The organism is Streptomyces sp. NPDC030820 (genome assembly GCF_055572075.1).
This window is the reverse complement of record NZ_JBVIEB010000006.1, coordinates 469939-485317: the sequence shown is the minus strand read 5'-3', so window position 1 is coordinate 485317 and position 15379 is coordinate 469939. Positions and strand designations below refer to the sequence as shown.

Sequence of the window (15379 nt, the reverse complement as noted above, 5' to 3'; positions counted from 1 at the left end):
GCTCGAAAGGCCCCAGGGTGACGACTCCCCCCACTACCGCACAGGAACACGATCCCAGTGCACTGCGGCACTGGCTCGTCGATCAGCTCCTCGCGGCCGGCCACGTACGCACCGCCACTGTCGAGGCCGCCCTGCGCAGGGTTCCCCGCCATGCTTTCGCACCGGAAGTGCCCGTGCAGACCGCGTACGCCGATGACATCATCCCCACACGCCACACGCCCGACGGCCGCATCAGCAGCTCCGTCAGCGCACCGTGGCTCCAGGCCGTCATGCTCGAATCGGCCCGCCTCCGGCCTGGCCACCATGTCCTGGAAGTCGGCTCAGGCGGTTACAACGCCGCCTTGATCGCCGAACTGGTCGGCCGGACCGGCCAGGTCACCACCGTCGACATCGACCCTGACGTCACCGACCGCGCCACCCGCTCCCTCCACGCCACCGGATACGACCGTGTCCGTGTCCTGACCGCGGACGCAGAGCATCTACCCCCCGAGGCCATCCCCGATGGCGGCTTCGATGCTGTGATCGTCACGGTCGGCACCTGGGACCTGCCGTGGATCACCATGGTTGCGGAGGGCGGACGCCTCGTCGCCCCACTGCGCCTCCACCAGTACGTGTGGTCCATCGGTTTCACCAAACGCGACGGTGCGCTCGTCAGTGAGGAGCCGCTCACCGTGTGCGGCTTCGTCCCCATGCAGGGCGCCGGCGCATGGGAACCGGATCTACGCACCATCCCACGCTGCGGCATCCGCCTTGCCTTCGAGGACGGATCGCCAACGCCCGTCGACCAGCTGGCCCCGGCCTTCGACATGGCGCCCTCAACGGTCCGCACTCACGTCACCGTCGGGGGTGAGGAACCCTTCGACTCCCTCACCCTGTTTCTGGCCGGCGCGCTCCCCGGCTTCTGCCGCCTGTCCGTCGCCCCAGACCGCCGCACCGGCCTCATCAGCCCCCCACCCCCGCACTGGCCCGGCGCGGCCATGGTGCGTGGGACGTCACTCGCCCGTCTGGCACACGAGCGGATCGGAGACGGCGAAAGCGGCGAAGGTCTATACGAGTTCGTCATTCACGGCTACGGACCAGCCGGTCACCTGGCGGCCACAGAAATGGCCGAGCACGTCCAGCACTGGCAGCGCAACCACCGCGCCGCGCCCTGCCCGCACATCACGGTCCAACCCAAGGACGCCACCGGACCGACCAGCGCCTACACCGACGGCCTGCACGTGTTCCACAAGAAGCACACGCTAATCAAGATCGACTGGCCCATCGTTCCCGGCGAAACAGCGCCTGCAGCCCTTGCCAACGCCCAGGACCAAAATCCCTGCTGTCTTGCCCGCTCACAAAGCAGCCGAGGGGCGACCGCGCCGGCCACCGCCGACTACTGGGAGCCGCTCTGGGCCGGCGGACGCCGGTATCGTGAGGTCACCCGCACCGAGGCCGTGCTGCTGGCCGACCACGTCGGACCGGGCCTCGGACGACCGGCTCTCGACATCGGCACCGGCGAGGGTTCCCTCGCCCGCCACCTTCACCAGCTCGGTTACCGCACCATCGGCATCGATTTCGCGCCCAGCGCCATCGCCGCAGCCCGCAACACTCAGCAGGGCGACGGGCCGGCCTGGTACCTGATGGACTTCGTCTCCGATGACCTCAGCGCCCTGCCGGATGCCGCGTATGCGGTCGTCACCTGCCGCCTGGTCTATCGGTGGATCGACGACAAGGCGACCTTCCTCGACCGCGTCCGACAGGTCCTGGCGCCCGACGGGACCTTCTGGGTCGTCACCGAACTCGCCGGCCGTCGCAAAGAGAACGATCCGTACAGGAACCTTGGGATCACACCCGCCGAGGCCGAAATCCTCACCGCGGGCTGGTCCGTCGTACACACCGCCGATCTCGACGTGCTGCGCTGCTATGCACTCCACCCCTGAACTCAGCCCGGAGGTCGACGTGTTGGACTTCGAGCACCAGGCCCGCCTCGCCTGGGGCACGTATGGAAAGCACCATCTGGAGCGCGCTACTCCCCTGCCGGAAGTGGACCAGATCATCTGGGGCCCTGCAGCAAACGGGCCGGGGGACGCCATCCTCGGGGACATCGAGGGCCTGCGGGTCCTGGACATCGGCTGCGGCCCTGGTCGGCACGCCGCCCACCTGGCCCGCACCTACGGAGCGCAGGTGGACGGCGTCGATGCTTCCCTCAGCCAGATCGAGAGAGCGCCTGCCCGCTACCTCGATGTACCGGACCTGCGGCTGGTGCACGCCGACGCTGTCGAGTACCTGGGCACGACAGCCCCGTACGACGTCATCTACTCCCTCAGCACCTTCCACTTCCTCGACCCACACCGGCTCCTGCCCGCCCTGGCCACCGCCGTCAAACCGGGCGGACGACTGTACTTCACCGTGCTGCACACCAACTCCGCTGGCGACGGCCCCACTTCGACCGTCACCCCACGCCCGGAGATCCTGCGCCTGGCCGGCGGCGACGATCTCACCGTGCACATGTGGGTGCTCACAGCCGAGTTGTGGGAAGACCTGCTCGTGCACTACGGGTTCCGCGTGCGGGGCATCACCGACCTCGACGCGCCGGAGAAGAACAACCACGCCTCCTACCGACTGTTCCAGGTCCACCGGCCGACCCGGATCACAGCCCGTCCCCGCACCGCGAAGCCACCCGTCGCCCACGCGGCCGTCGGCGTCGGGGCAGTGCTGCTCGGACCCCAGGGCCTCCTCCTTGGCCGACACCGGCTGGGCACACGGGAGCTGCCCGGCGGGACCGTGGAGCCGGGCGAGTCACTGCAAGAGGCAGTCGTGCGCGAACTCGCCGAGGAGACCGGTCTGTGCGCTGACCCGGCCGACGTCCGTCTTCTCGGCATGTTCCTCGACCAGGTCGGCGACGTCGTCCGCGTCACCTTCGGCGCGCTCGTCACCCACTGGCAAGGCGAGCCGGCCGACCAGCCTGGCGAGAGTGTCGGAGACTGGCGCTGGTGGCCGCTGGATGCCCTGCCGCCGGACCTGTTCGAGTGCAGTGCGCAGATCCTCACAGCCTGGCGCCCGGACCTCCCGGTCGACCACGCCCCCGCCCGCTTCTCGCCCATCACCGACCCGCACACGACCGCCTCCGCGTGATCCCAGCCCTGATTGGGCAGGACCCGCCCGGTGAACCCCCTGCCGCCTCGTCCATCGCTGAATCAACAGGACCGATGCCGTGACCACTCCACGCCGTGCCACGCCCGCCGATGCCGAAGGCATCACCCGCCTGCGATCCGAGCTGATCCTCTCCCAACCGCTTGCCCCGGACTGGCTAGCCGTTTGCCGAGACCAACTGGCCGAACGCCTCCAGACTCACGGCGATGCCCGGGCCTACGTCGTCGACGCACCCGAGGGAGGCCTCGTCACCTGCGCCCTGGCTCTCGTCAGCCCCGTACTGCCCGCACCCCGGTATCCGCAGGGACTGGCCGCACGCATCCAAGCCGTGGCCACCCAGCCCGGGTACCGACGCCGTGGCTACGCCAAAGCCGCCCTCACCGCGCTCCTCAACGACCTGGAGCAGGAAGACATCACCCTCTTCGAACTGCACGCCAGTGACGAATCCAGGTCACTGTACGAGGAGCTTGGATTCGTCAGCGATCCAGCACTCATGCGCAGAACCGCACTGCCTCCGCAATCCCGCGGTCAGCACAGACGCGGCGCTCTCACCGACGATTGGGACACGATCCAGCGTCTGGCCGACACGTTCAGCCGCCTCGATACCGAGAACGGACTCGCACCAGAGGAGCAATGGACGCTGCAAGTGCTCAAGCTCGCCGAAGAGGTAGGCGAGGCTGCGCAGGCCGTCATCGGAGCCCGGGGCACCAATCCGAGAAAAGGGCACAGCCACACGTGGACAGACGTACAGGACGAGGTGGCCGACGCTGTCATCACCGGCATGGTCACCCTGGCACGACTGCGTCCCGACGCACGTGAATACTTCACTGCCGTCCTGGCCCGAAAAGCCGTGAAGTTCCTTCCGTCACAGGATTCCGGCGACGAGCTGCCACGCTGACGAGCAGCGTGGACCGCAGCGCGACCGCCTGCTCGGCGGTTGGCAGCAGCTTTGCCTGCACAACGATCTTCACGCGACGAACCGTATTACCCCTCGACACTGACAACGGACCCGACCTGGGCTGCAGTTACCAATGTGCCGCACCTCCCGAGACCGCCAATAGCCGCCCTGCCGACCGCTTGACCAGGACGCTCAGCGAAGCGGCGCCGCTGCGCGGCACCGTGGTTGAGGAGGCGATTCCTCCCGGGCCTCAAGGCCCGGGGCTCCTCGCCAGAAACAGCTGAACCTGCTGCCGGCGAAGTCGCCCCGGGCTCCCCGATGCCGGCGAGATTCGCATTGAGGACCGCGATTCCGTGTCCGGCCAGCTCCCGGCGGATCCGGGCGGCCGCCAACCAGTCCCTGCCGCACGTAAAAAGCAGGGGCGAATACGGCGTACACCCAAGGCGTCCCCTCAGGAAGGCCCAGGCGAGCCTCGGGAGTGCTGTCCATCAGTGCGTGCAGGCATGCTGCAGTACGAGAACAAGGCTGACACCGAGGACGAGTGCGATCACTCCCAGGACCGTCACTTTCGTCTGATCGCTCATCTGCGGCCGTTCATTCGTGCGGAGGGCTCGGTTCCTACCGGCGACTCGAAGCCCTTGACGGCCCGGACAGCGAGCTGGCCGTCGCCCGCACTGCAGGCCCGCAAGAGCTGCCGGACACACCCGACATCCGCGCGGGCGAAGGGAACGTGGCTACTGGTTTTCTGCCTGGTCAGAATGGCACGGCAAGGAACTGAGGCGCATCACATGATCTGGTGATCGGTCCGACCGCTCCCTCCCCTGTCGCGAGTAACTCCTCTTTACTGGTGACCGTGCGATGGCGACGAGATACTCGACGGCGCACACAGGGATCGCCCTGAGTCGATCTTTCTGCGGTCAAGCCCGAAAGGGACGCCTCGAAGAAGGATGGCGGGTCATACGCCGACCAATCACTCGATCATGCGATGCTCCCCGCCCTTTTCCGATCCATAGTGATTCCTGTTAGCGATCGATAAGACGAGGGGAAATGATCACGGGAAAGCTCGCACATCGTATCGGGATCGTGACTGCGTCTTTTGCAGTCGCCGCAGGTGCTCTCTTCGCTTCCAGCGGTTCGGCGAGTGCAGCCGCTTTTCCGCCGGACACGCCCACCCCCGCCCAATCAGGGGTGGTTGCGGGGACGGGAGCCACCGGCTGGAACCACGGCGGGTACGGCGGAGTCAGGAGTGAGGGCTACCGCCACCACGGGAAGCCCTCGGACGGGCACTGCGGCCGCTACGCCTACGACCGCTTCGACCGCTTCTACCCCTGGGTCCGGGACCAGCTCACGGAGTTCGAACACGTCAACTGACCCGGGGTGTCCGTCAACGCGAACTCCCCGCCCCAGCATCACAGTCCGAGCAACCGGCAGCGCCAAAAGCCGCCCAGCCCCCACCCCTCGCCGTCGAACGCATCCAGCGCATATCTGCCACACCAGCACCTGCCCCGTCAGCCTCGCCGCCCAGGACCCGCGTCGCGCCGGCGCATCGAACGTCCACGAAACATCGGCTCGAGTCCACCGCTTCCGGTCCGCCACGGCGCAAGATCATCGCTTCGCCTGCCGCATGTGAACTCGCTGATTGCGCCAGCGCACGCTCCGCCGGCGTGTAGACCTGGTCACTGCCCAGTCCCATGCGGAGGAGAGGGAGTCTCATCGTGGACAGAACCTCGCCCCCGTCAGTGAGGCTGGAGGAGCGCCACCAGCTTGCGGTGAGGCCGCAAACTCCTCATCCACGCCTACCGCGTGCTGCGCGAACTCGACGCGGCACGCCAGGGAGAAAGCCCAGCTCACGACTTGATGCCCCTCGGCACACGGACTTGACGACTAATTAGTGAGAGCATCACCCTGCGTCATTAGATCTGGCGCGATGCCCACAAAGAGCTCCGCGCCAGGAGTGCTGACTGCGCAAGGACCGCTCACTAGATTACGCGATGCACAGCGAACACTGATGGTGTTGGTATTTGGTTCCTGATAGAAGCCGGGGGTGTTTTGCACGATGAGCGGTATTGACAGTGCCCTGAGCTCTACGCCAGCTGAGTCCCAACCTTCCTCGCCTTGTCACACGCGCATCCCGGAGTGCGCCACCACCGATCTCGACTCTCCGAAGTATGAGCCAGGCCAAACATTCACAGACGGACTGGAGCCCTGGCTTTCAGCGTGGCTGGCAGTCGGCCAGGAGAATCACTGACATGAAATGCCATTCACCGATCCCCTCGTTGAAGCTGATGAGCCGACAATGATTGACACCGTCATCTGGTTGATCGGATTCCGCTACCACGTTGCCCCCGATCGTATAATTCGGTGCTTCTACCTGGTCGACAACGCCAGGGACCAACAACAGGCTCGGCGGATCGCCGCCGAACGGGCAGAGACACCCGCCGAACGTGGACGACGCAAGCACCTCATTCTTGACCAGGCTTGGACCGAAATACGGTGCCTGCACTGTGACTCCATCGGCAGATGGAAATTTGAGCTCGCGGAAGATTCCCGCTGAACGTCGTCCGCCACGGCCCAGCATGGCAGCGCCAAACCGGGCATGGTGTAGTAGCGGTGAGTCAGTCAGAGCTGGGGAGCGTAGCGAGGGTTTGGCATGGGTGGGACGGTCTTGGACGGGCTGTCCCACCAACGTGTGTCCGCGCCGCATCTAGTGACAGCGGCGGGCGCGTACTTGGTGGCGACGCCACCATCCGGACCAGTTCACCGCGTGGTCGCGGCATGCAGGAGGGTGGCGGGCTTCAGCTGCCAGCAGACGACGGATTTCAGCTGGTGTGAGGTCCACGAGGTCGGGTGCGTCGGCCGGGTCACCCCATTTTCTCACTTCTGGACGGCCCTCACCGTGAGGAACGCGTGGGCGAGCATGGTGAGCGTGATGTGCCGGCACCATCCCATGTAGCGGCGGACCTCGTACTTCTACGACGGTGGCCGCCAGCGGGGCGCAGGCGAGGTAGTACGCGATTTCGTCGGGCTTGCTCATGCTGCGGCGGCCCAGCATCCGCCGCTGCCAGGTTGGCTCGTCGCCGTCGAACTCCCACACTGCGGGCAAGCGGGCGGCTGCCCAGTCGTAGAACCGTTCGCCCTTGGCTCCCGCACCCGCCGACAGATGCTGCCATGCCTCGGGCGGGGCCTGGGCGAGGACGTGGTCGATGCGCGGGCCGTGCACGGGCCGCGACTTGGGCACGGCGAAGAGCGGCGGGGTGCCGGCGTCGATGGCGCACCCCGCCCGCTCACCGCGGCGAGACCAGTCAAGCGGCGAAACGATCAGGATCGGCGGCCTTCCAGTCCACCGCCCAGGACTCCGGCGGCTCGATCAGCAACTGCCCCGGGTCCAGCCATTCATAGAGCTCCGCGTAGGAGCGGACCGTGACCGGATCCACGCGCCGGCGCAGCATGTGCGGGCGCAGCTCGGCCGGTCCGTTCACGCCCAGCGAGGCGATGATCTTCAGGGAGCTGTTCACCGTGGCGGACTGGAAGCGCTGGACCCGGACCGACTTGTCGTCGACGTGCAACGCGCGGGCGCGTCGCGGGTCTTGTGTGGCGACTCCGGCGGGGCAGGTGTTGGTGTGGCAGCTCTGCGCCTGGATGCAGCCGATCGCGAACATCATGGCGCGAGCCGCATTGGTGAAGTCGGCGCCCTGCACCATGCGCTTGACGATGTCGGCTCCGGTGGCCACCTTGCCGCTGGCGCCGATCCTGATCCGGTCCCGCAGGCCGGCGCCGACCAGAGCGTTGTGGACCGTGATGAGGCCCTCGGTGAGGGGGCTGCCCAGATGGTCGGCGAACTCCAGCGGGGCGGCTCCGGTGCCGCCCTCCGCTCCGTCGACGATGATGAAATCGGGCGCGGTGCCCTCCTCGATCACGGCCTTGCACACCGCCAGGAACTCACGCCGGGAGCCCACACAGAGCTTGAAGCCGACCGGCTTGCCCCCGGACAGCTCGCGCATCTCGGCGATGAATCGGATCAGTTCCCGTGGGGTACTGAAAACCTCGTGGTACGGGGGCGAGATGACGGTCCGCCCCTCGGGGACTTCGCGCACCCGGGCTATCTCGGCGGTGACCTTCTCCCCGGGCAGCACTCCTCCGATGCCGGGTTTGGCTCCCTGGGACAGCTTCAGCGACACGCACTTCACGCTGTCGTGAGCGGCCTTTTCCGCGAACCGCGCCCGGTCGAAACGGCCGTCCTCGGTGCGGCAGCCGAAGTATCCGGTACCGATCTCCCACACCAGGTCGCCACCGTGCCGCAGATGGTATTCCGACAGGCCGCCCTCACCCGTGTCGTGTGCGAAGCCCCCGAGGGCGGCGCCCTGGTTCAGGGCGAGGATGGCGTTGGCGGACAGCGAGCCGAAACTCATCGCCGAGACATTGAACAGGGCCATGTCGTAGGGCTTGGTGCAGTCCGGACCACCGATGCGGACCCTCGGCTGCTCCGCCGGCACCGGGCGTGGCCTCATCGACGACTCGAAGTACTCGTAGCCTTCGGCATAGACGTTCCGTTCGGTCCCGAACGCTTGCTCCGCTTCCAAGCCCTTGGCGCGCTGATAGACGAGACTGCGCACATCCCGGTCGTAGGGACGGCCGTCGTAATTACGCTCAATGAAATACTGCTGCAACTCCGGCCGGATCGACTCCAGCATGAAGCGCACATGTCCCAGCACAGGGTAGTTGCGCAGCACCGAGTGACGCTTTTGGAGGAGATCGTAGGTACCCACGCCCGCCAACGCCGCGCACAGCACGGCGGCTGGCCACCACCAGGGAGATACGGTCGCCGCGAAGGATCCGAATGCGACTGCGAGGACTCCAATAAATGCGATCGATGCAATTCTAATCACGTGCGAAACCTACTCCTGTCCCAGTAGCGTCACAATGTCTGAATGGTGCGATATACGGCACATTCGGCGCACGGAAGTCCTATCGGCTCGGGGTATGCGAATTCCGTCACGCCGGCCCGGCCTGGACCGAACCGCGCGCGTAACGGCCGGCCCATGCGGCCATCAGCGTCGCGACATAGCGGGCGTCGGCACGATCGGTGAGCAGATGGTCGGCGCCATCGATCGCGACAAAGGACTTGGGGTGCCGTGCCGCCTCGAGGATCCGCTGGGCGTTCTCCACACCCACCGTCTCGTCGATCGGCGAGTGCACACCAGGAGCGCGTGACGCAGTCGGCGGATGCGCTGGGCCTGAGGCTGCGCGGCGATGTCGTCGAGGAACTCCCGACGGATGTGGAACACGCGGCCTCCGAGACGCACCTCGGCCTCCCCGTGCCGCTCGATCTCCTCCCGCCTGCCGCCGAACGTGCGCACGACGTGCTCCGGCTCCGCAGGCGCACCGATCGTGGCCACCGCCGCCGTCTCGGGTATCCGGTGCGCGGCGGCCAGCACGGCTGCGCCGCCCAGCGAATGCCCGATGAGGAGCGACGGTGCCGTGAAGTTCTCACGCAAGTGGTCGGCGGCGCGCACGAGATCGTCCACATCGGAGCTGAATGTACTGTCGGCGAAGTCACCCCCGGACTCACCGATGCCGGTGAAGTCCACACTGAGGACCGCGATTCCGCGTTCGGCCAACTCCCGGCAGATCCGAGCGGCCGCCAACCAGTCCTTGCCGCATGTGAAGCAGGGGGCGAATACGGCGTACGCCCAAGGCGTCCCCTCCGGCAGATCCAGGCGCGCCACGAGCGGGACGCCCTGCGAGCCTACGAACTCGATTTTGCTACTGCGCCTGGACATCCCGGCCCTCCACGCCCCCGACCCCGATCTGGTTTCGTGTGCCACTTTTCTTCGGCAGGCGACCGCCGAGTCAAGAAAACTCGAGCGGTATCAGCTCTCTGGGCAGAGTGGACCGGAAAGGAACCGAGAACATCGCACAATCTGGCGATTCATGTGACTACCAAGTCTCGACTCAAGCCCACAATACATACCTGCAGCACGGCCCCACCTGGGCAGCAGTCAATCACCAGATCATGCGATGCACTACGCACCTTCCTGATCGAAACTGGCCGGGTTGGGAGTTTCTACTCTCCGGAAACCAGGGAGTGATTGTTTTGCGTACCAAGAACAAGCTCGTACGGCGTATAGCGACCACCGCCGCCGCTCTGGCATTCGCCGGAGGCACCCTCCTCGTCGCCGGGGGTTCCGCGAACGCGGCTGCTCTTCCGGCCGACGCGCGCGTCCCCGCCCGAGCGGGTGCGGTGGCCGAGACGGGAACCGTCGGTGGGCACCACGACGGACATCGCGGACACGTCTGGGACTGTTCCACGTACGACCGCTTCTACCCGTGGATCTGGGAACAGCTGAAGACGTTCGGGTTGGCACGCCCGTAGTGGGTGACACCGGCGTCGCCCGCGGCCCGAGAGGTTCGGTGGCACACCGCGGGAATATTCGGAACGACGTATACGGCTGTGCCCGTGTGGAATCCGGGAAACCTGCCGGTGTCGGAGGAAGTGCGCGAGGACGGACCCCAAGTGACCAAGGAACACGCCAACCGTCGCGGCCTCGCGCCGGACCGCCGGAGAAAGCACACCGCTGAGCTGCTCGCCACGTGCGCCGCCTGTCTCATACCGTGGACCGTGATGCTGGGTCTGACGCTGCCGTCGTCCCACCACGTGCACCAGTGGCGCCTGACCTGGGTCGGATTCGACGTGCTGCTCATCATCGCGTTGGCGTCCACGGCGTTCCTGGCCTGGCGCCGCAGCCGTTCGGTCATTCTGTACGCGCACGCCACAGCAGTCCTGCTGATCTGCGACACCTGGTTCGACATCTCGCTCGATGTCGGAACTGAGGACGTCTGGATGGCGGGGGGCCTTGCCCTGGCCACCGAACTGCCGCTCGCCGCCTTCCTCATCCACCGGGCACACTCCCTGATCGCCCTGCTGCCATGGCCGCCCGCGCACACCGCCATCGGCGACACCGCCGGGAGCCGGACGGAACCGGTCCCGGAGGGGGAGACCCTCCCCCCGGGCCTGCGGACGCGTGGATGACCGGAGGGGTTCCGGAGCTCAGATGCCTGGCAGTGCATCAGACGGTCGTGACCACTTGGGCGTACGTCAGGCGTGGGGAGCGCGGGAACCAGGCATTCTCGCCCGGCCTGCCGATGTTGACGACGGCGAGAACCGAATGCTCGCCGTCGCTGAAGAACTCCTTGTCGATGCCCTCGGCGTCGAAGCCGGTCATCGGCCCCGCGGCCAGGCCGGCCGCGCGGACGCCGATGATGAAGTAGCCGACCTGGAGGAGCGCATTGAGCCTTGCGGAACGCTCACGCACCGCACGCTCGGCGAAGAGATCCCGTGCCTGCGGGAAGTGGGGGAACTAGCTCGGCAGTTCCTCGTGGAACTCATTGTCCGCGGCGAGGATGGCGACGAGAGGGGCGGCCGCGGTCTTCTTACGGTTTCCCTCGGACAGGTGTCCGGTCAGGCGTTCACGCGCCTCGGCGGAACGAACCAGCACGATCCGCAGCGGCTGCTGGTTCATGCTGGTGGGACCGTACTTGACCAGTTCGTAGATGGCCTTCACCTGGTCGTCCGTCACCGGGTCGTCGGTGAAGGTGTTGGCGGTACGAGCCTCCCGGAACAGAAGGTCTTGGGCTGCGGGGTCGAGTGCGAGTGACATGGTGAACCTCTTACTGCGTGTGCGGCTTTGGCATCTAGGTGATTCGGCGAACTGAGAAACAGAGGAACTGGGCGCTGACAGCAAGCAGATAGACAGCCGTCGTGGTCGTCCCGACGAGCCCCCACAGGAGGGGACCGGAACAGCACCATGCGAGCAACAGGCTGACCAGCGCAGCGAGAGTCGCCATGGGCAGATGGAAGGCGGCCCATATCCACGTGCCGGCCGGGGCGGACCTCTGCGGCTTCATGGGGGAGCCGCCGTACGCGACGGCACCCAGCCCGACGAAGGCGAGCGTCGCACCGGCGAGGAGTGCCAGGACTTCGGCCGTCCCTGGGGCGCCCCGATCGGACGACGTCACGGCGGTGGCGGTCCACAGCGCCAGGGTGTATCCGTGCGGGGCCGCGCTCGCGGCCACGGCTGCACGGAGCTGGCCGCGGTATCCGCGTCCGGCGACCGCGCCGGTGCCGACCGACCCGGGCCGCGGTTGACCATCCGTCCGCGACACGGGGGAAAGTCCTCCCACGCCGGTACTCCTTCTCGAGCGCCTGGTACGCGGCCCGGTCTGCGCCAGGGGAACGACCCGGTCGGTCTCCGGGCTCAGCCGTCCGCATGTGATCGGGTCGCTGACGGCACCGTGCCTGTGGCGCCGTCGCGACCAGGATCACCCGTACGTCAGCCGCCTGCATCGCCCATTCACGGGATCCTCGCCGCCGCGCCCCGCCGCCGCAGGCGTCGCTCAGTCCGCCCCGTCGGCGATGCCGCCCCGTTCGATCGCCAGCCGGGTCAGTTCGACTCGTGTGTTGATGCCGAGCTTGGTGAAGATGTGCTTCATATGCGTGTTGACGGTGTGCACGGACACGTAGAGCCGGTCGGCGATGGCCCGGTTGGTGAGGCCCTCCACGACGAGCGGGATGAGCTTCCGCTCGGATTCGGTCAGGCTCTCCCATCCCGCTGCGCCGGTCGTGTGGTGCCGTGGGGCAGCTGTGCGCACGCCGAACTGTCTGAGGCGCCGCATGATCCGTTCGTGATCGCGCAGGGCTCCGCAAGCCGACGCCAGCTCACCCGCCTCTTCGAAATACGGGATCGCCGACGTGCTGTCGCCCGACGCGGCCACGCGGTCCCCGAGGTCCTCGCAGACCGCGGCCAGGGCCAGCCGCCTGCCGGTGCTCCGGTAACCGGTGACGGCGGACGCCAGTGCGCCCCGGTCGTGGTGGAGCAGGCCGTCCACATGGGCACGGACTGTCCCGACGATCTGCTGGCCGCCGTCCTGTGCGGCCAGGGTGCGCAATGCGCCGGACACGGCCTGCGCGAGCGAGGGGTCCTCGCCGCGGAGCGCCATGCGCACGATCCCGGGCCAGTGGGACGGCGGCACCGCAAGCAGGCGTGCCGGCTCGGCGTCCGTGAAGCTGCCGCCGATCGCCGCTGCCGCTGCGGTGTCCCGGCCCTCCGCGTCGGCCAGGCAGGCGCGTGCGAGCGACACCCACAGGCCGAACCGCTGGGTGCTCGTGCCGGATCCGGCTTCGGCGGCGCGGAGATGGTCCCTGGCTTTGGCGAGGTCACCGCGTCTGATCTCCACCAATGCCAGGACGGAGCGGGCCTGCGGATTCGGCTGGGTGATCTCGAGTTCGTCGGCCACCATCAGACTGGACTCGGCCTCCACGGCCGCGTCGTCCAGCGCCCCCTGTTCGAACAGCGCGCAGGCACGGCTCGCATGCCAGTGGGGAAGCGACCAGCCCAGGCCCAGCGTCTCCGCTTCGCGCTGCCCCTCCCGCAGCACCCGCTCGGTGTCCGCGAGCCGGTCGGTGGCGGTCAGCACCGTGGCCAGCCACAGCGCGGGAATCCGCGGAGGCCGCAGGTAGAGTACGCCGGACTCCGTGCCGGCGGCGCGTGCCGTGGCCTCCTCGGCGAGCTCAAGGGCGCGGGCCAGGCGCCCACGGTAGAAGAACGTCTGCGACTGGAACACCATGGCGCTGACGACGACGGCCGGGTCCTCGCTGCGGTAGGAGGCCTCGACCAGTCCGATGTCGGTCTGCTCGGCAGCGGTGATGTCCCCGAGGTACACGTGGCCCGTCGCCTTGGTCTTCAGCAGCCTGATTCGCAGGTCAGTCGGCAGCCCGGGAAGGACCAGAGCCTGCTGGAGGTGTGTCATCGCTGCGGCATCGTCGCCCGCGGCCTGGTGGATCTCGGCAGCCACCAGGCGCAGACGCGCCTCCTGCACCGGCTCCAGCCGGTCCGACAGGGTCGCGTCGACCAGGTCGAGCGCCTGGTGCACCCGGCGGGTCCGGCCGAGGTACTCCGCGGCGTCGGTCAGCAGGGCGATGCGCCGCCGGTCGTGCAGGGGCAGCAGTCCGGCGATCTGCTGAGCCAGGTCCGCAGCCGCGTCAGGGGCCGACGAGGACAGTTCCCGTACCGCGGTGGTCAATGTGGTCACGGCGTCGTCGTCGACCGGGCCGCCCGACAGGACGACGTGCCAGGCCACCTCGGCCGATCGTGCCCCGATGCCCCGCAGAATGTCGGCGGCCTCCCGGTGCAGAGCGGTCCGTACGGCCGGCGCCAGATTCTCGTGGACGGCCTGCCGCATGAGGTCGTGGCGGAAGGCCAATCGCGGCCCGTCGCCGGAGAGCAGACCGGCGTTCAGGGCCGCCTCGACGCCCGACAGCAGGCTGCCGACCTGCCTGCCGAGCATGCGGGCGGCCGTACCGAGGTCGAACTCCCGGCCGAGGACGGACCCGATCTGGAGGAGGCGCACGGCATCCTCCGGGAGCCGGTCCAGACGCGCGGCGACGCTCCGCCGGAAACCGACGGGGATGCCGTCGTGCAGCAGGCTCGCCACGCCCGCCTCCACTTTGACGGCGTCCGTGTCGACGAAGGCGCGCACCAGTTCGATCGCCAGGAACGGATTGCCCCCGACGCCCCGCAGGAGCCGGGCCAGACCGGGTGACGGTTTCGCCCCGAGGACGTCGGCCGCGATGTGCTGCAGCTCCTGCTGCGGCAGGGGACCGAGGGTCAGCCACCGGGCTCCGAGGCGTTCGAGGTCCTCCCGCACCCTGGCAACGGTCGGCCGCTCGGTCTCCGACCGTACCGCCAGCACCCACAGGATCCGCGAAGCCGCCAGTCGCCGGGGCAGGGTGCGCAGCACCAGGAGCGTGGCCGGATCCGCCCACTGCGCATCGTCCACCAGCACGGCCACCGGGGCGCGCTGGGCACGCTCCTCGAGAGCGTCCGTGATGCTGTCCAGCAGCCACAGCCGCTCGTCGTCTGTGGCCCTGGCCGCTCGTTCGGAACCGTCGGAGGACTGCAGGGCGGACTGCAGGGCGGCTCCGGCGGCGTACTGGTCGAGCTCGTCGGCGCGTACGGACACCACGTCGAATCCGGACCGCCGTGCCATGTCGTCCAGCTCCGCCAGCAGCCGGCTCTTGCCGACGCCGGGTGCGCCTTCCACGACGACGCAGGCACCCCGCCCGGCACGTACCGCGCCCAGGGCCTCACGGACAGCCGCCATCTCGCGGCCCCGTCCCCTGAGGCGCAGGCCGTTCACGGCCCGGTGCCCACGCCCACCGGGCCGGTCACCCACGGGGTCTGTGCTGCGCATGGGGCCAGCATGCCCCACGGCCACATCGCCCTCAACGCCGGTTCATGTGTGCCCGGCGCTTTCACCCGGGTGATTGCCGGTTCCGTGCCGTCCGCT

Annotated in this window: 11 protein-coding genes and 2 pseudogenes; 6 read left to right on the top strand and 7 right to left on the bottom strand. The window is 68.0% G+C overall.

The genetic code is table 11. The features are described 5' to 3' along the window. Positions 1 to 17 precede the first annotated feature (17 nt). The 4 genes from fxlM to ACZ418_RS19900 all read left to right on the top strand — a co-directional run bounded on the left by fxlM (position 18) and on the right by ACZ418_RS19900 (position 5404). On the top strand, positions 18 to 1922 hold the full coding sequence (gene fxlM / locus ACZ418_RS19915) for a methyltransferase, FxLD system (protein WP_468364315.1): 1905 nt from the start codon (positions 18 to 20) through the stop codon (positions 1920 to 1922). Next, positions 1906 to 3117 (top strand): bifunctional class I SAM-dependent methyltransferase/NUDIX hydrolase, encoded by a 1212-nt coding sequence (locus ACZ418_RS19910; RefSeq protein WP_468364313.1) that lies wholly within the window; start codon positions 1906 to 1908, stop codon positions 3115 to 3117. The genes fxlM and ACZ418_RS19910 overlap by 17 nt, the downstream gene beginning before the upstream one ends. 79 nt (positions 3118 to 3196) lie before the next feature. Further along, positions 3197 to 4033: a GNAT family N-acetyltransferase gene (locus tag ACZ418_RS19905; protein ID WP_468364311.1), complete on the top strand. Its 837-nt coding sequence runs from the start codon at positions 3197 to 3199 to the stop codon at positions 4031 to 4033. 1188 nt (positions 4034 to 5221) lie between these two features. Further along, the gene (locus ACZ418_RS19900; RefSeq protein ID WP_468364308.1) at positions 5222 to 5404 is read left to right on the top strand and encodes a hypothetical protein; all 183 of its coding nucleotides are present in this window, start codon (positions 5222 to 5224) and stop codon (positions 5402 to 5404) included. 841 nt (positions 5405 to 6245) lie between these two features. On the opposite strand, the gene ACZ418_RS19895 is transcribed toward ACZ418_RS19900, so the two are convergent. From ACZ418_RS19895 to ACZ418_RS19880, 4 genes and pseudogenes are all read right to left on the bottom strand, one after another. Continuing rightward, positions 6246 to 6536 (bottom strand): hypothetical protein, encoded by a 291-nt coding sequence (locus ACZ418_RS19895; protein WP_468364306.1) that lies wholly within the window; start codon positions 6534 to 6536, stop codon positions 6246 to 6248. Positions 6537 to 6919: 383 nt separating this feature from the next. Next, a pseudogene (locus ACZ418_RS19890) lies at positions 6920 to 7277 on the bottom strand (IS701 family transposase); the annotation flags it as partial. A gap of 58 nt (positions 7278 to 7335) precedes the next feature. Beyond that, positions 7336 to 8919, bottom strand: a complete 1584-nt coding sequence (locus tag ACZ418_RS19885) for an FMN-binding glutamate synthase family protein (protein ID WP_468364303.1) — start codon at positions 8917 to 8919, stop codon at positions 7336 to 7338. A gap of 162 nt (positions 8920 to 9081) precedes the next feature. Beyond that, the gene (locus ACZ418_RS19880; RefSeq protein WP_468364301.1) at positions 9082 to 9813 is read right to left on the bottom strand and encodes an alpha/beta hydrolase family protein; all 732 of its coding nucleotides are present in this window, start codon (positions 9811 to 9813) and stop codon (positions 9082 to 9084) included. Between the two features lie 314 nt (positions 9814 to 10127). Between ACZ418_RS19880 and ACZ418_RS19875 the strand changes: the two genes are divergently transcribed. Both ACZ418_RS19875 and ACZ418_RS19870 read left to right on the top strand, forming a co-directional pair. Beyond that, positions 10128 to 10406, top strand: a complete 279-nt coding sequence (locus tag ACZ418_RS19875; protein ID WP_382026456.1) for a hypothetical protein — start codon at positions 10128 to 10130, stop codon at positions 10404 to 10406. 141 nt (positions 10407 to 10547) lie between these two features. Beyond that, entirely contained in the window at positions 10548 to 11063 is a 516-nt protein-coding gene (locus ACZ418_RS19870; protein WP_468364298.1) for a hypothetical protein, read from the top strand. Between the two features lie 37 nt (positions 11064 to 11100). Here ACZ418_RS19870 and ACZ418_RS19865 read toward each other — a convergent pair. The 3 genes and pseudogenes from ACZ418_RS19865 to ACZ418_RS19855 form a co-directional block, all read right to left on the bottom strand. Next, positions 11101 to 11691: pseudogene (locus tag ACZ418_RS19865) on the bottom strand (malonic semialdehyde reductase). A 34-nt stretch (positions 11692 to 11725) separates the two neighbouring features. Next, the gene (locus tag ACZ418_RS19860; RefSeq protein ID WP_468364295.1) at positions 11726 to 12214 is read right to left on the bottom strand and encodes a hypothetical protein; all 489 of its coding nucleotides are present in this window, start codon (positions 12212 to 12214) and stop codon (positions 11726 to 11728) included. Between the two features lie 213 nt (positions 12215 to 12427). Further along, positions 12428 to 15283, bottom strand: a complete 2856-nt coding sequence (locus ACZ418_RS19855; RefSeq protein ID WP_468364292.1) for a helix-turn-helix transcriptional regulator — start codon at positions 15281 to 15283, stop codon at positions 12428 to 12430. Positions 15284 to 15379: the final 96 nt, after the last annotated feature.

Excerpts from the sequence above, each read along its gene's own strand:
- ACZ418_RS19880 (WP_468364301.1), bottom strand. The coding sequence starts at position 9,813 with ATGTCCAGGCGCAGTAGCAAAATCGAGTTCGTAGGCTCGCAGGGCGTC.
- ACZ418_RS19910 (WP_468364313.1), top strand. The coding sequence starts at position 1,906 with ATGCACTCCACCCCTGAACTCAGCCCGGAGGTCGACGTGTTGGACTTC.
- ACZ418_RS19855 (WP_468364292.1), bottom strand. The coding sequence starts at position 15,283 with ATGCGCAGCACAGACCCCGTGGGTGACCGGCCCGGTGGGCGTGGGCAC.